This is a genomic window from Pseudomonas sp. B21-047 (genome assembly GCF_024748775.1).
Classification (GTDB): Bacteria; Pseudomonadota; Gammaproteobacteria; order Pseudomonadales; family Pseudomonadaceae; genus Aquipseudomonas; species Aquipseudomonas capeferrum.
The window spans coordinates 5,839,117-5,857,504 of the sequence record NZ_CP087169.1 but is presented as its reverse complement, the minus strand read 5'-3'; the positions used below and the strand labels follow the sequence as shown (position 1 = coordinate 5,857,504).

The 18,388-nt window shown below is 61.0% G+C and carries 17 protein-coding genes and 1 pseudogene; 8 read left to right on the top strand and 10 right to left on the bottom strand.

Features of this window, described 5'->3' with window-relative positions; all coding sequences use genetic code 11:
* Positions 1 to 19 precede the first annotated feature (19 nt).
* On the top strand, positions 20 to 991 hold the full coding sequence (locus LOY26_RS26505; protein WP_186655537.1) for a GTP-binding protein: 972 nt from the start codon (positions 20 to 22) through the stop codon (positions 989 to 991).
* Here LOY26_RS26505 and LOY26_RS26500 read toward each other — a convergent pair whose 3' ends face one another.
* Positions 992 to 1,384, bottom strand: coding sequence for a DUF3301 domain-containing protein (locus LOY26_RS26500; protein ID WP_095063947.1), 393 nt, complete (start codon positions 1,382 to 1,384; stop codon positions 992 to 994).
* A gap of 120 nt (positions 1,385 to 1,504) precedes the next feature.
* Here LOY26_RS26500 and pdxY point away from each other — a divergent pair, with 120 nt between their 5' ends.
* Complete coding sequence (pdxY, locus tag LOY26_RS26495) at positions 1,505 to 2,377, top strand: pyridoxal kinase PdxY (RefSeq protein WP_095063946.1); 873 nt, start codon at positions 1,505 to 1,507, stop codon at positions 2,375 to 2,377.
* On the opposite strand, the gene LOY26_RS26490 is transcribed toward pdxY, so the two are convergent.
* Positions 2,374 to 2,859, bottom strand: a complete 486-nt coding sequence (locus LOY26_RS26490) for an acyl-CoA thioesterase (protein ID WP_186655542.1) — start codon at positions 2,857 to 2,859, stop codon at positions 2,374 to 2,376. The genes pdxY and LOY26_RS26490 overlap by 4 nt on opposite strands.
* 321 nt (positions 2,860 to 3,180) lie before the next feature.
* On the opposite strand from LOY26_RS26490, the gene LOY26_RS26485 reads away from it, so the two are divergent.
* Entirely contained in the window at positions 3,181 to 4,941 is a 1,761-nt protein-coding gene (locus tag LOY26_RS26485; protein ID WP_033702409.1) for a cation:proton antiporter, read from the top strand.
* A 101-nt stretch (positions 4,942 to 5,042) separates the two neighbouring features.
* Here the strand turns inward: LOY26_RS26485 and LOY26_RS26480 are convergent, their stop codons facing one another.
* The 5 genes from LOY26_RS26480 to zwf form a co-directional block, all read right to left on the bottom strand.
* Complete coding sequence (locus LOY26_RS26480) at positions 5,043 to 5,450, bottom strand: SMI1/KNR4 family protein (RefSeq protein ID WP_033702408.1); 408 nt, start codon at positions 5,448 to 5,450, stop codon at positions 5,043 to 5,045.
* Positions 5,451 to 5,564: 114 nt separating this feature from the next.
* Positions 5,565 to 6,419, bottom strand: a complete 855-nt coding sequence (locus LOY26_RS26475; RefSeq protein ID WP_033702407.1) for a Tim44 domain-containing protein — start codon at positions 6,417 to 6,419, stop codon at positions 5,565 to 5,567.
* Between the two features lie 149 nt (positions 6,420 to 6,568).
* Positions 6,569 to 8,752, bottom strand: a complete 2,184-nt coding sequence (gene uvrD / locus LOY26_RS26470; RefSeq protein ID WP_186663708.1) for a DNA helicase II — start codon at positions 8,750 to 8,752, stop codon at positions 6,569 to 6,571.
* Between the two features lie 107 nt (positions 8,753 to 8,859).
* On the bottom strand, positions 8,860 to 9,177 hold the full coding sequence (locus LOY26_RS26465; RefSeq protein ID WP_186655559.1) for a hypothetical protein: 318 nt from the start codon (positions 9,175 to 9,177) through the stop codon (positions 8,860 to 8,862).
* A gap of 88 nt (positions 9,178 to 9,265) precedes the next feature.
* A complete protein-coding gene (gene zwf / locus LOY26_RS26460; RefSeq protein WP_033702404.1) occupies positions 9,266 to 10,708 on the bottom strand; it encodes a glucose-6-phosphate dehydrogenase in 1,443 nt (480 codons plus the stop codon).
* A 103-nt stretch (positions 10,709 to 10,811) separates the two neighbouring features.
* Between zwf and hexR the strand changes: the two genes are divergently transcribed.
* Together hexR and LOY26_RS26450 are read left to right on the top strand one after the other, a co-directional pair.
* Positions 10,812 to 11,678, top strand: a complete 867-nt coding sequence (hexR, locus tag LOY26_RS26455) for a transcriptional regulator HexR (protein WP_027592102.1) — start codon at positions 10,812 to 10,814, stop codon at positions 11,676 to 11,678.
* 132 nt (positions 11,679 to 11,810) lie between these two features.
* Positions 11,811 to 12,029 (top strand): PA3496 family putative envelope integrity protein, encoded by a 219-nt coding sequence (locus LOY26_RS26450; RefSeq protein WP_077068708.1) that lies wholly within the window; start codon positions 11,811 to 11,813, stop codon positions 12,027 to 12,029.
* Here LOY26_RS26450 and LOY26_RS26445 read toward each other — a convergent pair.
* Positions 11,971 to 12,933: a LysR family transcriptional regulator gene (locus tag LOY26_RS26445; protein WP_033702403.1), complete on the bottom strand. Its 963-nt coding sequence runs from the start codon at positions 12,931 to 12,933 to the stop codon at positions 11,971 to 11,973. The genes LOY26_RS26450 and LOY26_RS26445 overlap by 59 nt on opposite strands.
* A gap of 189 nt (positions 12,934 to 13,122) precedes the next feature.
* Between LOY26_RS26445 and LOY26_RS26440 the strand changes: the two genes are divergently transcribed.
* From LOY26_RS26440 to LOY26_RS26430, 3 genes and pseudogenes are all read left to right on the top strand, one after another.
* Entirely contained in the window at positions 13,123 to 14,538 is a 1,416-nt protein-coding gene (locus LOY26_RS26440) for an acetyl-CoA carboxylase biotin carboxylase subunit (RefSeq protein WP_033702402.1), read from the top strand.
* Between the two features lie 97 nt (positions 14,539 to 14,635).
* Positions 14,636 to 16,444 carry a sodium-extruding oxaloacetate decarboxylase subunit alpha gene (oadA, locus tag LOY26_RS26435; protein WP_033702401.1) on the top strand — a complete coding sequence of 603 codons (1,809 nt, stop codon included), beginning with the start codon at positions 14,636 to 14,638 and terminating at the stop codon, positions 16,442 to 16,444.
* Between the two features lie 148 nt (positions 16,445 to 16,592).
* Positions 16,593 to 16,694 (top strand): annotated as a pseudogene (locus LOY26_RS26430) (transcriptional regulator); the annotation flags it as partial.
* 3 nt (positions 16,695 to 16,697) lie between these two features.
* Here the strand turns inward: LOY26_RS26430 and LOY26_RS26425 are convergent.
* Both LOY26_RS26425 and LOY26_RS26420 read right to left on the bottom strand, forming a co-directional pair.
* Positions 16,698 to 17,519 carry an amino acid ABC transporter permease gene (locus LOY26_RS26425; RefSeq protein ID WP_258714253.1) on the bottom strand — a complete coding sequence of 274 codons (822 nt, stop codon included), beginning with the start codon at positions 17,517 to 17,519 and terminating at the stop codon, positions 16,698 to 16,700.
* Positions 17,516 to 18,337, bottom strand: a complete 822-nt coding sequence (locus LOY26_RS26420; protein ID WP_047582518.1) for an ABC transporter substrate-binding protein — start codon at positions 18,335 to 18,337, stop codon at positions 17,516 to 17,518. The genes LOY26_RS26425 and LOY26_RS26420 overlap by 4 nt, the downstream gene beginning before the upstream one ends.
* Positions 18,338 to 18,388: the final 51 nt, after the last annotated feature.

Below are 18,388 nucleotides of genomic sequence, written 5' to 3'. Positions count from 1 at the left end.
TCCAGCCCGAAGTCATGCCATGTTGCAGAACATTCCTACCCACGTGATTGCCGGCCCACTGGGCGCCGGCAAGACCACATTGATCCGCCATTTGCTGGCGCAGCGCCCGCCTGACGAACGTTGGGCCGTGTTGATCAACGAATTTGGCCTGGTGGGGCTCGACGCTGCGCTACTCAGCCGCGATGAAGACGGCATTGCCATCGGCGAGGTCGCAGGGGGCTGCCTGTGCTGTGTCAACGGCATGCCGTTTCAGGTTGGCTTGGGCCGGTTGCTGCGCAAGTCTCGGCCTGATCGGCTGTTCATCGAGCCTTCCGGCCTCGGCCATCCCTTGCAGTTACTCACCCAACTCAAGCAGGCCCCTTGGGCAGGAGTGCTGACAATCCAGCCACTTTTGATGGTTGTGGACGCACAGAAAATGGCACGGGGCGAGGCCCTGCCTGAGGCTCAACTGCAGGCTTTTGATGCTGCCAAGGCTGTGGTTTTCAACAAGTCAGAGGCTGTGGATGAATGCCATAGGTTGTTGATAACTAAGAAGTTTAATGAAAAAGATATACTGTGGGCCAGCCACGGAAACCTACCACTTGCGGTGCTTCCCGTTTCATCCACAGGGGCTATTTCCATTGAATATGTGGATAACAGGATTGTCGACAATCTTGGAAATACCCCCGCAGCCCTATGGAATAGGCCCGATGAGCCTATCTGCCTGGTGCAACAAGGTGAGGGGGGCTGGAGTATTGGTTGGCGCTGGCATCCGAGTCGGCAGTTTTATCCACAGCGGATTCGGGCGTTTTTACACGGCTGGCCATGGCTCCGTGCCAAGGGAGTTATCCACACTGCGCACGGCTGGCAATCATTCAATGGGCTTGAGGGCGTGCTGCCGGACTGGCAGCCGAGCGACTGGCGCAGGGATACGCGCATCGAGCTGATTTTTGCTCAAGCTCAACCGCAGCCGGCTCTGCAGGCCGGTTTGAGGGAATGCCTTGGCGTCTGATCAGTTGCGCCAGCGGTTATGCTCTTGGCGCCACTGCTGCATCTCGATGACATTGTCGGTGCGTGGCGGCGTCTTGATCTCGAACGGGTAGGGCGCCAGTTCGATCTGCACGCTGTGGGCACCGAACTGGGTCACCGTGCCTGGGTGGCGTTGCTCGCCGGTGACGGTGAACTCGAAGGCGTAGATCCGCGCCAGGCGCTTCTTGCCGTTGGCATCACGAACAAAGCCGATGCGCTTGAGGGCGACGGCATCGTCCAGCAGTTCGAGGTCGAGCTTGGCGCAATGCTGCTTGACCCGCTCCAGGGCTTTTTCGCGCAGCCCATGGTTATGCCACAACCAGGCGCCTGCCGTGGCTACCAGCATCAGGACGAAGACATTCTCCAGGGTCAACATTTGCATATGCTCCAAACAGGTCGAACCAGCTTAACTGCGTCCCTGGCCTGTCGTACAGGTGGCAATCGAGTTCATACTGCGCTGCGCACAATCCTTGAAACAGCTTTGGAAATCTCCCGCATGAAACGTACCCCGCACCTGCTCGCCATCCAGTCCCACGTGGTGTTCGGCCACGCCGGCAACAGCGCCGCGGTGTTTCCCATGCAGCGTATCGGGGTCAATGTCTGGCCGCTCAATACCGTGCAGTTCTCCAATCATACTCAGTATGGCCAGTGGGCTGGCGAAGTGCTTGCTCCCGCGCAAATTCCTGCGTTGGTGGAAGGTATTTCCAACATCGGCGAACTGGGCCACTGCGATGCGGTGCTGTCTGGCTACCTGGGCAGTGCTGAACAAGGGCGGGCGATCCTGGCTGGCGTCGAGCGCATCAAGGCGGTGAACCCCAAGGCGTTGTACCTGTGTGACCCGGTCATGGGCCACCCTGAGAAAGGCTGCATCGTGCCGCAGGAGGTCAGCGAGTTTCTGCTGGAGGAGGCGGCCGCCAAGGCGGACATCCTTTGCCCTAACCAGTTGGAGCTGGACAGCTTCTGTGGCCGCCGCGCACAGTCGCTGGAAGATTGCGTGCAGATGGCGCGCAGCCTGCTCGCGCGTGGGCCGCAGGTCGTCGTGGTCAAGCACCTGGCCTACCCGGGGCGCGCCGAAGACCAGTTCGAGATGCTGCTGGTGACGGCCGAGCAAAGCTGGCACCTGCGTCGCCCGCTGCTGGCATTTCCGCGTCAACCGGTGGGGGTGGGCGACCTGACTTCGGGCCTGTTTCTGGCCCGTGTGTTGCTCGGGGACAACTGGCTGCAGGCGTTCGAGTACGCTGGTGCTGCGGTACATGAAGTACTGCTCGAAACCCAGGCCAGCGCCACCTACGAGTTGCAGCTGGTGCGGGCCCAGGATCGCATCGCCCACCCGCGCGTACGCTTCGAGGCGCAGCGCCTGGCGTACTAGTTGGCGTCGGTTTTCAGGTCCTGGTAGCGCTTTTCCAGCTCTTGGCGGATCTGCCGGCGTTGCTGGCCCTGCAGGAACCGGCGCTTCTCCTCGCTGCTGTGCGGCTGGCGCGGCGGCACCGCTACCGGGCGGCGGTTGTCGTCGACCGCCACCATGGTGAAGAAGCAGCTGTTGGAGTGACGCACGGAGCGTTCGCGAATGTTCTCGGTCACCACCTTGATACCCACCTCCATCGAGGTGTTGCCGGTGTAGTTGACCGACGCAAGGAATGTCACCAGTTCGCCGACGTGCACGGGTTCGCGGAAAATCACCTGGTCGACCGACAAGGTCACCACGTAGCTGCCGGCATAACGGCTGGCGCAGGCATAGGCCACTTCATCCAGGTATTTGAGCAGGGTGCCGCCGTGCACGTTGCCGGAGAAGTTGGCCATGTCCGGGGTCATCAGGACGGTCATGCTCAGCTGGGCGTTTCCAGGTTCCATAGTGTGCTCACGGTGTGGTTGCGCTGAATCGGGGCGGGTATCTGCTGACACTTCTGTTTCCCCTCTTTGAGTTTGCCTTCCTGGTACGGGACGTTGGCTGACGCTCCGTCGTCACGCTGATCACGCCATCGGCAGCGCTTAACCTGCCGATCTGTTTCTACATATTGCACCGACGTTGAGCGGCGGGGTGCGATGTTAACCTGAGTACGCCCATGCAACATGGGCTTTCCTGCATTCAATACAGTATGTACTTGCTGCTCGCTCGGTTTGCCTTGGCAGAGGAGCGGTCTGCCCGGGCATCGAGAAAAGGAGTATCGCGCCATGCATGCCATCAGCTTCATCCAGGACCTGGCAGTGATCATGCTGGTAGCCGGGGTGGTCACGATTATTTTCCACCGGCTCAAGCAGCCCGTGGTGCTGGGCTACATCGTCGCCGGCTTCATCATCGGCCCGCACACGCCGCCATTTGGCCTGATCCACGACGAAGACACCATCAAGACCCTGGCCGAGCTGGGGGTGATCTTCCTGATGTTCTGCCTGGGCCTTGAGTTCAGCCTGCGCAAGCTGTTCAAGGTCGGTGCCACGGCGTTTATCGCGGCGTTCCTGGAAATCGTGCTGATGATCTGGATCGGTTTCGAGATCGGTCGCTGGTTTGGTTGGAACACCATGGACGCGTTGTTCCTCGGCGCCATCCTGGCCATCTCCTCGACGACCATCATCGTCAAGGCACTCAACGACCTGAAGATGAAGAACGAGCGCTTCGCCCAGCTGATTTTCGGCGTGCTGATCGTCGAGGACATTCTGGGTATCGGCATCATCGCCTTGCTGTCGGGCATCGCCGTCAGCGGCACGGTCAGCTCTGGCGAGGTGTTTTCCACGGTCGGCAAACTGTCGCTGTTCATGATCGTCGCGCTGGTCATCGGCATTTTGCTGGTGCCGCGTTTGCTGGCATATGTGGCGAAATTCGAAAGCAACGAGATGTTGCTTATCACCGTGTTGGGCCTGTGTTTCGGTTTCTGTTTGCTGGTGGTGAAGCTGGAATACAGCATGGTCCTTGGTGCCTTCCTGATTGGCGCGATCATGGCCGAATCGCGCCAACTGCTGAAGATCGAACGGCTGATCGAACCGGTACGCGATCTGTTCAGCGCCATCTTCTTTGTCGCCATCGGCCTGATGATCGACCCTCAAGTACTGATCGACTACGCCTGGCCGATCGTGGTCATCACCGTGGCGGTGGTGCTGGGCAAGATGTTGTCCTGTGGCATGGGAGCGTTTATCGCCGGTAATGACGGCCGCACTTCGCTGCGGGTTGGCATGGGGCTTTCCCAGATTGGCGAGTTCTCTTTCATCATCGCTGCGCTGGGCATGACGCTGCAGGTAACCAGCGATTTCCTCTACCCGGTGGCCGTGGCGGTTTCGGCAATCACCACGCTGCTGACGCCTTACCTGATCCGTGCGGCTGACCCGCTCTCGCTGAAACTTGGCAAGGTGGTGCCCAGCCGTCTGGCGCGTGTGCTGTCGCTGTATGGCGAGTGGTTGCGCAACATCCAGCCGCAGGGCGAGGGTGCCGTGCTTGCGGCGATGATCCGGCGCATCCTGTTGCAGGTTGGCGTCAACCTGGCGCTGGTGATCGCCATCTTCTTCAGCGGGGGCTACTTTGCCGGGCGCATTGGCAATTGGCTCAGCGAGTGGGTCGCCGATGTCAGCCAGCAAAAGGCGATGATCTGGGGCGCGGCGTTGCTGCTGTCGCTGCCCTTCCTGATTGCGGCGTATCGCAAGCTCAAGGCGCTGTCGATGCTGCTGGCGGAAATGGGCGTTAAGCCTGAAATGGCGGGGCGCCATACCCAGCGAGTGCGGCGGGTGATCGCCGAGGTGATCCCGCTGCTGTCGTTGCTGGTGATCTTCTTGCTGCTGTCGGCGCTATCGGCCAGCATCCTGCCCACCAGTGAACTGCTGCTGGTGATTGCGGTAGTGGCGGCGGTGGTGGTGGCGTTGCTGTGGCGTTGGTTCATCCGCGTGCATACCCGCATGCAGATTGCCTTGCTGGAGACGCTGGAGAACAGCCGCGAGAATACGCATTGAGGCAGCAAGGCTCACTGCGCAAGATTTCACCGTCGTCCGAGGGGATGGAGCGGTAGCGATGTCGCCAGGCGTAGAAAGCCTGGCGACTTGTAGGCGCGCGATCAGCTTTCCAGCCACACGTCCCGCGCCCAGTGCCACACCGATTCCCAGCTGTCTTCACCCACGATCTCGTCTTCGGCATCCCACAGCACTACCGTGCCGTCTTCCTCGACGCAGTAATAGTTATCACCGTCCTGGCAAATCGGGATCAGGTCGCGTGGCACGCCAGCATCCCAGGCATTGGATGCAACGTCCGGCAGGTAGGTATGCGATTGCGGGTCGGTGATCGTGACCGGTTCGAGCGAGCCGTAGACCACATCACTGACGGTCAGCAGGAACTCCTTGAACACAAAGGGAATGTTGATGAACAGCTGTTCTTCGACTTCCACCAGCTGATCTTCATCGGGAAGCTCCAAGGGCACCGGTACCGGCTCATTGGCTTCACGGAGTTGTTCGATCACTTCTTCCACGGTTCACTTCCTCTGACCTTGATGACAACGCTGCGCGTTATACCCTAGTAGGCCGCTGTGGCAAAAGCAAAAACCCCGGGACAGAGCCCGGGGTTTTTGTACAACGCGTGTCGGTTAACCGTTTTGACGGATACCGGCGACCAGCCAAGGCTGGTTCTCGCCCTGGGCGCGAACCATGTGCCAGCTTTCGCTGAACACTTCGCCCTGGTCGAAGCGCGAGGTCTTCGACACGCCACGGAAGGTCAGGGTGGCGTCGGTACGGTCGGCGCGATCATCGACACCATCCAGCTGTACTTCGAGGTTGTCGATGTAGGTAGCCTGGAAGCCATCACCCAACTCGGCGCGCTCGCGCTTGAGGAACTCGAGCATCTGCGGCGTGACGAACTCGGCGATCTTGTCCATCTCGTTGGCATCCCAGTGCTGCTGCAGCGACTGGAAGTGGCTTTGCGCGGCGGCCAGGAAGCTCTGCTCATTGAACCAGGCCGGCGCTTTGATCACCGGAGCGGCTGCGGCAGCAGGTGCGGCCGAACCACCGAAGACCGACGGCTGGGCAGGCTGGCCGTGAGCTTCACGCTGGAACGGCGCATGGCCAGGTGCGGCCATTTGCGGCTGCTGCTGGCGGCGACGCGCGGCAATGAAGCGGAACACCAGAAACGCGATCAGGCCCATGATCAGGAAGTCCATGATCTGCATGCCTTGGAAGCCGTCCCCCATGAACATGGAGGCCAGCAGGCCACCGGCGGCGAGGCCGGCCAGTGGGCCCAGCCAGCGCGAAGCACCGCTGGCGGCGGCCGGCGCACGGCCAGGTGCGGTCGGCGCGGCGGCAGGCGTGGTTGGCGTGGCCTGGCGGGTCTGGTGAATAGGCGCGGAGCCCGAGCTCTTGCCGCCGCCGAAACGCTTGGCGCTGGCGTCCAGGCTCAGCGTCAAGCCGACGCAGAGCGCCAGAGCGATGCTAAGAAAACGTTGCATAAGTGGGATATCCCCTGTTGTGGATTGCACGCGCGTCATGGTGCACAGGTTCCCGGGCACATGACCAGCGACATAATGTTTCGAGCTTTTGCCTGAATGTTACAAGCGTGCCTGTAACCGCCTGTACGCGGGGCTGCCCGCGTACAGCCTCAGATGGCCTCCAGCTTGGCATACCCCAGCATCAGCCACTTGCTGCCTTCGGCAAAGTTCACCTGTACCCGTGCCTGGGCGCCAGAGCCCTCGAAGTTGAGTATCACCCCCTCGCCAAACACCGCATGTTGCACGCGCTGGCCGAGGTTGAAGGCGGTCTGCGGAATATTGGCATTGGCGAACAGGTTGCTGGTGGCGACCTTCGCGCCGCCGAACGGGCGGCTGACACTGTTGGACAAGCGCACTTCCTGAACCAGACCTGGCGGAATCTCGCGTACGAAACGCGACACTTTATTGTAGGTCTCGCTGCCATACAGGCGACGTGTTTCGGCATAGGTCATGACCAGCTGGCGCATGGCACGGGTAATGCCCACATAGGCCAGGCGGCGTTCCTCTTCCAGGCGGCCAGGCTCTTCCAGGCTCATCTTGTGCGGGAACAGCCCTTCTTCCATGCCCACCAGGAACACATAGGGGAATTCCAGGCCTTTGGCGCTGTGCAAGGTCATCAGCTGGATGCTGTCTTCATGTTCATCGGCCTGGGCGTCGCCCGCTTCGAGCGAGGCGTGGCCGAGGAAGGCCGAGAGCGGCGAGAGGTCGGCGTCTTCGTCGCCGGCCTCGAAGTTGCGCGCTGCGCTGACCAGTTCCTCAAGGTTTTCCACCCGTGCCTGGCCCTTTTCACCCTTTTCTTCCTGGTGATAGATGATCAGGCCGGACTGTTCGATGGTGGTCTGGGTCATGGTATGCAGCGGCATGTCCACGACCTTGGCGGCCAACCCCTCGATCAGTTCTATGAAGGCACCCAACGCACTGGCAGCACGGCCCTTGAGGGCCTTGGCGGCGAGCAGCTGGCACATGGCTTCCCACATCGACAGCTGGCTGTGGCGGGCGTGATCGCGAATGGCTTCGACGGTTTTTTCGCCGATACCGCGCGGCGGCACGTTGATTACCCGCTCCAGCGCCGCGTCGTTGCCACGGCCTTCGAGCAGGCGCAGGTAGGCCATGGCGTTCTTGATTTCGGCACGTTCGAAGAAGCGCTGGCCGCCATAGATGCGGTAGGGGATGCGTTCGCGCAACAGGGCTTCTTCCAGCACCCGCGACTGGGCGTTGGAACGATACAGAATAGCGATTTCGTTGCGCGCATTGCCTTGCTTGACCAGGCTCTCGATGGTTTCTACCACATAGCGCGCTTCATCGTGTTCGTTGTAGGCCGCGTACAGGGTCAGCGGCTCGCCTTCGCCCATGTCGGTCCACAGTTCTTTGCCCAGGCGCCCGCTGTTGTTGGCGATCAGGGCGTTGGCCGCCTTGAGGATGCCGCCGGTGGAGCGGTAGTTCTGCTCCAGGCGGATCATTTCGGCGTCTGGGAAGTCGGCTGTGTACTGGTGGATGTTCTCGATCTTGGCGCCGCGCCAGCCATAGATCGACTGGTCATCGTCGCCCACCGCCATCAGGCTCTGGCCGCCGCGCGCGAGTAGGCGCAACCAGGCGTACTGCACGGCGTTGGTGTCCTGGAACTCATCCACCAGCACATGGCTGAAGCGGCGCTGATAGTGCTCCAGCAGCCCGGGGTGATCGCGCCACAGGTCGAGGGCGCGCAGCAGCAGTTCGGAGAAGTCGATGACCCCAGCGCGTTCGCAGGCCTGTTCGTAGGCGGTATAGACATCGCGCATGGTCGACAGGAACAGGTCACCGCCGGGCTGGATATGCTGAGGGCGCAAGCCTTCGTCTTTCTGGCCGTTGATGAACCATTGAGCCTGGCGTGCCGGCCACTTTTGTTCATCCAGGCCGAGCTCGCGCATCACCCGCTTGACCAGGCGCTGCTGGTCGTCGCTGTCGAGAATCTGGAAGTTCTGCACCAGCCGGGCTTCCTGCCAGTGAGCCCGCAGCAAGCGATGGGCCAGGCCGTGGAACGTGCCCACCCACATGCCGGCCGGGTTTATCCCCAGCAACTGCTCGATGCGCTGGCGCATTTCTGCCGCGGCCTTGTTGGTGAAGGTCACCGACAAGATCGAATGCGGCGAGGCCTGCTCGACCTGGATCAGCCAGGCGATGCGGTGCACCAGCACGCGGGTTTTACCGGAACCGGCGCCGGCAAGCACCAGTTGACGCCCAAGCGAGGCGGCTACGGCCTGGCGTTGGGCGTCATTGAGGGAGTTCAGCAGGAGGGAGAGGTCGTCTGTGCGCATCCGGCCATTCTAGGGGCAGGCTGGTTACGGGGCAAACGCCTACTGTATGAATTTCCACCTTTACGTGCTGTCGCTCATCCGGATTGGCCTACAGCACCCTGCCAGACTCAGTTGATTGCTACCCGGTGGCCGATCTCGACCATTTGCGAACCTTCGGCGTGAATGATCTCCAGCCGCTTCCACGAAGTCCCGCCTTCGCGCCTGAAGAATACCGGCTTCTGGGTCAGGACCTGCGGGTTGATGCCCCCCTTGTCCTCCAGTTTCAGCTGAAGCACTTCCCAGCCACCTTTGTGGCGAATCTTGGGCGCCACCAGAACGGGTTCGATGCCTGGGTGAGCAACGGTCACCGTTCCCTGAACTTCGAAGCAGACCGGTTCGCCTGGCACTTCGCTGTTGTACGCATAGAGGTTTTCGATTTTGCTCATGATGGATCCCTTTGCAGTTTGAGGTGTGCGCCAGCAGGCGCAGCGCTACTGTCTCTGCTCCAAAGGGGTAATGGGATCGGGCAGGCTTTCAGCCATGCCAATGGCTGCCGTGCCTGGCCAGCAGGCTGTTGGCCTGCTCCGGCCCGTTACTACCGGCGGCGTAATGGCGCGGGGCCTGAAAGTGCTCTTCCCAGCCTTTGATGATCGGGTCTATCCAGGCCCAGGCCGCTTCGACTTCATCGCGGCGCATGAACAGCGTCGAATCACCTTCCAGCACGTCCAGCAGCAGGCGCTCATAGGCTTCCCAGCGGCGGGTCTGGCCGAATACCTGGGCCAGGTTCAGGTCCAGGTCGACCGGCTCCAGGCGCATGCCCTTGCCTGGGCTCTTGGTCATCATGCGCAGGCTGATGCGCTCTTGCGGCTGTAGCTGAATCAGCAGCTGGTTGACCTGGCCGCCGTTGAACAGCTCATGCGGCACGGGCTTGAACTGAATGACGATCTGCGACGAGCGGCGCGCCATGCGCTTGCCGGTGCGCAGGTAGAACGGCACCCCGGCCCAGCGCCAGTTATCGACGTGAGCGTGCACGGCCACGAAGGTTTCGGTGTCGCTGTCGTTGTCCACGTCCTTCTCGAAATAGTAAGCGGGTACTTCCTGGCCGCCGATGTGCCCGGCACCGTACTGCCCGCGCACGGTCTTGTCCTGCACGTCCTGGCCGCAGATCGGCTTGAGCGCCCTCAGAATCTTCACTTTCTCGTCGCGCACGGCCTCGGCCTCGAACTGCGCCGGCGGCTCCATGGCCACCAGGCACAGCAACTGCAGCAGGTGGTTCTGCAGCATGTCGCGGGTCGCGCCGGCGCGGTCGTAGTAGCCGCCGCGGTTCTCAACACCCAGGGTTTCGCAGACGCTGATCTGTACGTGGTCGACCTGGCTGTTACGCCATACTGGCTCCAGCAGGGCGTTGGCGAAGCGCAGGGCCATCAGGTTCTGCACCGTCTCCTTGCCCAGGTAGTGGTCGATACGGAACACCTGGGCTTCTTCGAACACCGCTCCGATCGCCTCGTTGATGGCTGTGGCGGACGCCAGTGAATGGCCGATCGGCTTTTCCAGCACGATACGGGCTTCGGGGTCGGCCAGGCCGGCGATGCGCAGGTGGTTGGCGATGGGCACGAACAGGTTGGGGGCGGTGGCCAGGTAGAAGATGCGGGTCAGCCCGCCGGGCTCGCCGAGGTAGCGAGCCAGCCGGCCGAAATCGGCACTCTGCGAGGCGTCCATCGGGAAGTAGTCGAGCCGGGCGGAGAACCGTTGCCAGACCTCTTCGTCGAAGTCGTTGCGCGCGATCTGCGCCCGGCAGTGGCGCTCGGCGAGCTTCAGGTAGTCGTTACGTGGCAGGTTGCGCCGCGCCAGGGCGATGATCCGCACCGCGTTGTTCAGACGAGCCTCGCGAAACAGGTGATAGAGCGCCGGGAGCAATTTGTGCAAGGCCAGATCGCCGGTGCCACCGAAGACCAGAATGTCGCAAGGAATAGTCAAACCACCACTCTCCACGTTCGTTTAACTGGGCGGGTTGGCGCCCATGTAGTATAACTACAAGAAAGCTACATCCCGGCCAGCCGATCATAACCGAGTCCAGCCCGTGAATCTGTTGCAACATATCGCCCAATCGCGCCACCTGCTGCGCAAATCGGAACTGAAAGTAGCCGACCACGTGCTGCTAGACCCGGCTGCCGTCATGCACAGCTCAATGGCCGACCTGGCGCACAACGTGGGTATCAGTGAACCGACCATCGTACGTTTCTGCCGGGCGATTGGCTGTTCAGGCTTTCAGGACCTCAAGCTGAAACTCGCGCAAAGCCTGGCCGCCGGGGCCAGCTTTGGGCAGTTCGCGATCCATGAAGACGACTCGGTAGCCGATTACAGCCTGAAGATCTTCGACACTACCTTGCATACGCTGATGGAGGTGCGCGAGCACCTCGACCCACAAGCGCTGCAGCAGGCCGTGAGCGCCATGGCCCAGGCGCAGCGGGTAGAGTTTTATGGCTTTGGCGCATCGGGCGCGGTGGCTGCCGATGCCCAGCACAAGTTCTTCCGCCTGCTGCTCAGCGCGGCGGCCTATTCCGACCCGCACATGCAGGCCATGTCGGCGGTCACCTTGAAGCCGGGCGACGTGGCGGTGTGCATCTCCCAGTCGGGCCGTTCCAAAGACCTGCTGATTACCGCCAACCTGGTGCGTGAGAGTGGCGCCAACCTGATTACCCTGTGCCCGAGCGCCACCCCCTTGGCCGAGCTTTCGACCGTCAACCTGGCCATCGATGTGCATGAAGACACCGAAATCTATACGCCGCTGACCTCGCGTATCGCCCACCTGGTGGTGATCGATGTGCTGGCCATGGGTGTTGCCATGGCGCGTGGGCCGAGCCTGGTCAACCACCTCAAGAGCGTGAAGCGCAGCTTGCGCAGCCTGCGCCTATCGCCCAAGTCGATCAAAGCCACCGACGATTGACTTGCGGCGTCTGCGCGGGCCTCATCGCCTGCGCAGGCAGGCAAAATTCACCATTTTGTAACCGCCCTGGCGCAAAACCGTAAACTCCCGAAGCCAGTCTGAAACTCCCGCATCCTAACTGGGAGACAGGCAATGGCTCGTGACTTCGACGGTACGTACCAACCCAACGCCAAGGCTCGCAAGCAGCAGGAAAAGGATCAGCGCCGGATGGAGTATCGCCGCGCTATCGAAAGCTACTGCGACCAGCGTCAATTGCTCCGTGACTTGGTTGACTACCCTGAGCTGCAAGCGCTCACGGTGTGGCAGACTTCGGCAGCATCTTCCCCGAAAAACGCTCAACAATCGCGCTGATCAGCACCCGTTCGCTGCGGATGAACGCCAAGAATGCCAGGGCCACCGGCGACTGCCGCTTGGCCTTGGCCTGTACCACGCACCAACTGCGGTACAGCGGCAGTTCCTCCACCGGCAACTCTTTGAGCACGCCCGCAGCCAGCTCCATGTTCAAGGCATGGCGGGTGAGCAGGGCAATGCCCAAGCCGGCGATCACGCATTCGCGCTGGGCATCTGCCGATGCCACTTCGAGGGTCTGGGTGAAGTGCACGCGTTTGTCCTTGAAGTATTCCTCACAAGCCTTGCGCGTACCCGAACCTTGTTCGCGGACCAGCAGCGTATGAGGCTCAAGGTCTTGCAGGCGCAGGTGGTCGAGCTTGCACAGCGGATGATCCGGCGGGGCCACGGCGACGATCGGATTGTTCAGAAACGGCAGGAATTCCAGCCCCATGTCCTGCGGCACCATCGACATGATGATCAAATCGTCACGGTTGTCCGAAAGGCGCCGGATCGCCTGGGCGCGGTTGACCACCGTGAGTGTCAGGTTGACCTCCGGGTGGCGCTGCTTGAAGGCGGCGAACAGGTGTGGCACGAAGTACTTGGCACTGGACTCGATCGCCAGTTTCAACTGCCCTTGCAGTGAGCCCTGCATGTCCGACAGCTGCATGTCGAGGCTTTCCAGGCGGCCAAAGATATCCCGGCTGGCACGTTGCAGGGCTTCGGCTGCCTCGGTCAGGTAAAGCTTCTTGCCGACGTACTCGAACAGCGGCTGGCCGATAAGCTCTTCGAGCTGGCGAATCTGTAGACTAACGGCGGGTTGCGTGAGCGCCATTTCCTCGGCCGCACGGCTGTAGGAGCGTAAATCGCACACCTCATTGAAGATCTGCAATTGACGCAAAGTCATACGCATCAAGGACTTACGCATTTTTGTCGCGGCTCCGGCAAAACCTTGTTACTGCACTATAAGCTTTTGCTAATACTGACCCTAACAAATATTGATTTTTGTTTATCGACCTACAGCGCTAGGGTGAATGTGCGACTGGCCAGCAACGTCTGGTCACGCGCCGACCGGTAGAACCGGCTCGACTGTTCCTACGGCTTTGGGAAGACTCCAGTGATAAAAAAAATCCTGATCGCCAACCGAGGTGAAATCGCAGTCCGCATCGTGCGTGCCTGCGCCGAGATGGGCATACGCTCAGTAGCGATCTATTCCGACGCCGACCGTCATGCGCTGCACGTCAAGCGCGCTGACGAGGCCCACAGCATCGGAGCCGAGCCCCTGGCCGGTTACCTGAACCCGCGCAAGCTGGTGAACCTCGCTGTCGAAACCGGTTGTGATGCCCTGCACCCAGGTTACGGTTTCTTGTCGGAAAACGCTGAACTGGCAGAGATCTGCGCCGAGCGCGGGATCAAGTTCATCGGCCCGGCTGCCGAAGTCATTCGCCGCATGGGCGACAAGACCGAAGCGCGCCGCGCCATGATCAAGGCCGGCGTACCGGTGACACCGGGCACCGAAGGCAACGTTGCCGATATCCATGAAGCCCTGAGCGAAGGTGACCGCATCGGCTATCCGGTGATGCTCAAGGCCACTTCCGGCGGTGGCGGCCGCGGCATTCGCCGTTGCAACAGCCGTGAAGAACTGGAACAGAACTTCCCCCGCGTGATCTCCGAGGCCACCAAGGCTTTTGGCTCTGCGGAAGTGTTTCTGGAAAAGTGCATCGTCAACCCCAAGCACATCGAGGCGCAGATCCTGGGTGACAGCTTCGGCAGCGTGGTGCACCTGTTCGAGCGCGATTGCTCGATCCAGCGCCGCAACCAGAAGCTCATCGAGATTGCCCCGAGCCCTCAGCTGACTCCCGAGCAGCGCGCCTACATCGGCGACCTCGCGGTGCGTGCAGCCAAGGCCGTGAATTACGAAAACGCCGGTACCGTGGAGTTCTTGCTCGCCGATGGCGAGGTGTACTTCATGGAGATGAACACCCGGGTGCAGGTGGAGCACACCATCACCGAAGAAATCACCGGCCTGGACATCGTTCGCGAGCAGATCCGCATCGCTTCGGGCCTGCCGCTGTCGGTCAAGCAGGAAGACATCCAGCACCGCGGCTACGCGCTGCAGTTCCGTATCAACGCTGAAGACCCGAAGAACAACTTCCTGCCCAGCTTCGGCAAGATCACCCGCTATTACGCACCCGGCGGTCCAGGCGTGCGCACCGACACGGCGATCTACACCGGCTATACCATTCCGCCCTTCTATGACTCCATGTGCCTGAAGCTGGTGGTCTGGGCGTTGACCTGGGAAGAAGCCATGGACCGCGGCCTGCGGGCCCTGGACGACATGCGCGTGCAGGGGGTGAAGACCACTGCTGCGTATTACCAGGAAATCCTGCGCAACCCGGAATTCCGTAGCGGCCAGTTCAACACCAGCTTCGTCGAAAGCCACCCTGAACTGACCAACTACTCGATCAAGCGCAAACCCGAAGAGCTGGCCCTGGCCATCGCCGCCGCCATCGCCGCCCACGCAGGCCTATGAATGCAGCTGCAAGCTGTAAGCGGCAAGCTACAAGTAAAAGCAGACCAGCTTTTCTTGGCGCTTGTAGCTTGAAGCTTGCCGCTATGAGGAGATAACAATGTCCAAGAAAATTCACGTAACCGACACGATCCTGCGCGACGCCCACCAGTCCCTGCTGGCCACCCGCATGCGTACCGAAGACATGCTGCCGATCTGCGACAAGCTCGACAAGGTCGGCTACTGGTCGCTGGAAGTCTGGGGTGGCGCCACCTTCGATGCCTGCGTGCGCTTCCTCAAGGAAGACCCGTGGGAGCGCCTGCGCAAACTGCGCGCCGCACTGCCCAACACCCGCCTGCAAATGCTGTTGCGCGGCCAGAACCTGCTGGGCTACCGCCACTACAGCGATGACGTGGTCAAGGCCTTTGTCGCCAAGGCTGCGGTAAACGGCATCGACGTCTTCCGTGTTTTCGACGCGATGAACGATGTGCGTAACCTGCGCGTGGCCATTGAAGCGGTCAAGGCCGCCGGCAAGCACGCCCAGGGCACCATCGCCTACACCACCAGCCCGGTGCACACCATCGAAGCCTTCGTTAACCAGGCCAAGCAGATGGAAGCCATGGGTTGCGACTCGGTGGCGATCAAGGACATGGCCGGCCTGCTGACCCCGTATGCCACGGGCGAGCTGGTCAAGGCGCTGAAAGCCGAGCAGTCGCTGCCGGTGTTCATCCACTCCCACGACACCGCTGGCCTGGCTGCCATGTGCCAGCTCAAGGCCGTGGAAAACGGCGCTGATCATATCGATACGGCAATCTCCAGCTTCGCCTGGGGCACCAGCCACCCGGGCACCGAGTCGATGGTCGCCGCGCTCAAGGGCAGCGAGTTCGACACCGGCCTGGACCTGGAACTGCTGCAGGAAATCGGCCTGTACTTCTACGCCGTGCGCAAGAAGTACCACCAGTTCGAAAGCGAATTCACAGCGGTGGATACCCGAGTACAGGTCAACCAGGTACCGGGCGGCATGATTTCCAACCTGGCCAACCAGCTCAAGGAGCAGGGCGCCCTCAACCGCATGAACGAAGTGCTGGCGGAAATCCCGCGCGTGCGTGAAGACCTCGGTTTCCCACCGCTGGTAACCCCGACCTCGCAGATCGTCGGCACCCAGGCGTTCTTCAACGTGTTGGCCGGCGAGCGCTACAAGACCATCACCAACGAGGTGAAGCTGTACCTGCAAGGCGGTTATGGCAAGGCCCCAGGCGTGGTCAACGAACAACTGCGCCGCCAGGCGATCGGCAGCGAAGAAGTAATCGACGTGCGCCCGGCCGACCTGCTCAAGCCAGAAATGACCAAGCTGCGTGGCGACATCGGCGCCTTGGCCCGCTGCGAAGAAGACGTGTTGACCTTCGCCATGTTCCCGGACATCGGGCGCAAGTTCCTTGAGGAACGCGAAGCCGGCACCCTGACCCCGGAAGCCCTCTTGCCGATCCCTGAAGCCGGGGCCATCGCCGCACCCGGCGGCGAAGGCGTACCGACCGAGTTCGTCATCGACGTGCACGGCGAAACCTATCGCGTCGACATCACCGGTGTGGGCGTCAAGGCAGAGGGCAAGCGTCACTTCTACCTGTCGATTGACGGCATGCCGGAAGAAGTGGTGTTCGAGCCGCTCAACGAGTTCGTCGGCGGTGGCGGCAGCAAGCGCAAGCAAGCCACCGACCCAGGCCACGTCAGCACCACCATGCCAGGCAACATCGTCGATGTACTGGTCAAGGAAGGTGACATGGTCAAGGCCGGCCAGGCCGTGCTGATCACCGAAGCCATGAAGATGGAGACCGAAGTGCAGGCGGCCATCGCCGGCAAGGTCGTGGCCATCCACGTGGCCAAGGGCGACCGCGTGACGCCGGGCGAGATCCTGATCGAGATCGAAGGTTGATGGAAACCTTCGTTTAACTAGCGGTTTACCTCTGGGGAGCGGATGCTCCCCTTTTTTATGCATTAGATTGCGTATAATTGAAGATAATTGTCAAAAATGTGCATTTTAATGCATATTTTTAGCGTTCAGAACGACCGAACGACCGAACGAACGGGGCGATGGGAACCCTACCCTCAAATCAATGAATGCGGTACTTCGCCCGTTCGGCTTGCAGATAGGTGTGGTCAGGCGCCAGCGTCAGATCACCTGACCCTCACTGCTGATAGCCCTTGCCAAAGTGCCTTTCCAGCTTGGCCTGCACCAGCTCCAGCAGAATCGACAGCACCCAGTAGATCACCGCTGCAGTCGTCAGCATCTCCAGGTAGCGGTAGCTGGAGCGGCCGTAGGACTGGGCCAGGAACATCACTTCCCACACGCCCATCACCGAAATCAGCGATGAATCCTTGAGCATCGAAATGAACTGGTTCGCGCTCGGCGGGATGATGGTGCGCATGGCCTGGGGCAGGGTGACGTGCCAGAAGATCTGCGCAGGGCGAAGGCCCAGGGCCATTGCTGCCTGACGTTGCCCAGGCGCCACACCGAGGATGCCGGCGCGGAAAATTTCGCTGAGGTAGGCGCCATAGTTCAGCGACAGGGCAATGATGCCGGCGCTGATGGCCCCAGGGACCACGCCCAGCTGCGGCAGGCCCAGGTAGATCAACAGGATCTGGATCAGCAGTGGCGTGCCACGGAAAAACGACGTGTAGAAGCTGGCGATGCCCAACAGCACCGCGCTGCTCGACAGCCGTGCCAGCGCGGCGGCGAAGCCCAGTGCCACGGAAACCACTATCGAGCACAGGCACAGGAACAGGGTCAGTGCCGCGCCTTGCAAAAAGCCATTCGGCCCCAGCTTGAACCCCGCCAGATACGGGAATTTTTCGACAATGATCGAAAACTTCAAGTCAAAGCTGAGGAAGAACGCGGCAAACAGCACAAACAACCCGACCCAGGTCAGGTACAGGCGTGTGCGAAAGCCGAACAGTTGTGTGCCCGACGCTTTGACGGCGGGACGCGGGGCAGGTTGTTGAGCACTCATTTACTGATATCGGCGCCGATCCATTTCTGTGACAGCTTGGCCAAGGTGCCATCGGCCTTCAGCTCGGCGAATACCTGACGCAGCTTGGCATCCCACTCGGGGTCGCCTTTTTCAATCGCCACCGAATTGGGTTCTTCGTACAGCGGCGCACCGGCCAATTTGAAGCGCTTGTCCTGATCCAGGCGCGGCTGGGCGGTGACCAGGTTGGTCAGGATGGCATCCAGGCGCACACCTGCGCCCAGGCCCAGGTCCTGGAAGGCGACGTTGTCAGTGTCATAAGGGGCGATCTGCACCATCTCGAAGGGATAGTCGATCTTCTTGTCCTCATCACCCTCGATGACCAGGTTCTTGTTCAAGTAGCTCTCGTAGCTGGAGGCGCTGGTCAGGCCGACCTTCAGGCCGTCCAGGTCTTTGGCCGAATGGATGCGTTCGTCCTTGGCGTTGACCACGATCACCGCAGGCGAGGCGTAGTACTCCACCGGGAAATCAAACACCTCGGCGCGCGCCTTGCTTGGGGTCATGGAGCACACACAAAGGTCATAACGTCCGCTCCAGCGCCCTGCAGCAATCACATCCCAGGAGGGTGTTTCCAGGCGCAGCTTGACGCCCAGCTTGTCGGCGACGGCCTTGGCCACATCCACGTCGAAACCATCCAGCTGGTTCTGATCGTTCAGAAACGAGAACGGCGGATAGCTTTCCATCAGCACGTTGACCATTTCCTTGCGCGCTTGCACTCGGTCCAGCGTGGCACCGGCGAAGGCCTGAGTGGTGGCACACAGGGCGATGAGGCCGGTGCCGAGCAAGGGAAGCAAGCGCATGGAGATACCTGAAAAAGTTGTTGGACAATCCGTTTCGGGTATTTAATAGTT

Bases quoted from the DNA above. Each gene is read 5' to 3' on its own strand.
- LOY26_RS26425 (WP_258714253.1), bottom strand. From the start codon at position 17,519: ATGAGTGCTCAACAACCTGCCCCGCGTCCCGCCGTCAAAGCGTCGGGC.
- LOY26_RS26485 (WP_033702409.1), top strand. From the start codon at position 3,181: ATGCATGCCATCAGCTTCATCCAGGACCTGGCAGTGATCATGCTGGTA.
- LOY26_RS26505 (WP_186655537.1), top strand. From the start codon at position 20: ATGTTGCAGAACATTCCTACCCACGTGATTGCCGGCCCACTGGGCGCC.
- LOY26_RS26500 (WP_095063947.1), bottom strand. From the start codon at position 1,384: ATGTTGACCCTGGAGAATGTCTTCGTCCTGATGCTGGTAGCCACGGCA.
- uvrD (WP_186663708.1), bottom strand. From the start codon at position 8,752: ATGCGCACAGACGACCTCTCCCTCCTGCTGAACTCCCTCAATGACGCC.
- LOY26_RS26450 (WP_077068708.1), top strand. From the start codon at position 11,811: ATGGCTCGTGACTTCGACGGTACGTACCAACCCAACGCCAAGGCTCGC.
- LOY26_RS26445 (WP_033702403.1), bottom strand. From the start codon at position 12,933: ATGCGTAAGTCCTTGATGCGTATGACTTTGCGTCAATTGCAGATCTTC.
- LOY26_RS26420 (WP_047582518.1), bottom strand. From the start codon at position 18,337: ATGCGCTTGCTTCCCTTGCTCGGCACCGGCCTCATCGCCCTGTGTGCC.
- oadA (WP_033702401.1), top strand. From the start codon at position 14,636: ATGTCCAAGAAAATTCACGTAACCGACACGATCCTGCGCGACGCCCAC.
- LOY26_RS26475 (WP_033702407.1), bottom strand. From the start codon at position 6,419: ATGCAACGTTTTCTTAGCATCGCTCTGGCGCTCTGCGTCGGCTTGACG.
- LOY26_RS26490 (WP_186655542.1), bottom strand. From the start codon at position 2,859: ATGGAACCTGGAAACGCCCAGCTGAGCATGACCGTCCTGATGACCCCG.
- LOY26_RS26465 (WP_186655559.1), bottom strand. From the start codon at position 9,177: ATGAGCAAAATCGAAAACCTCTATGCGTACAACAGCGAAGTGCCAGGC.
- pdxY (WP_095063946.1), top strand. From the start codon at position 1,505: ATGAAACGTACCCCGCACCTGCTCGCCATCCAGTCCCACGTGGTGTTC.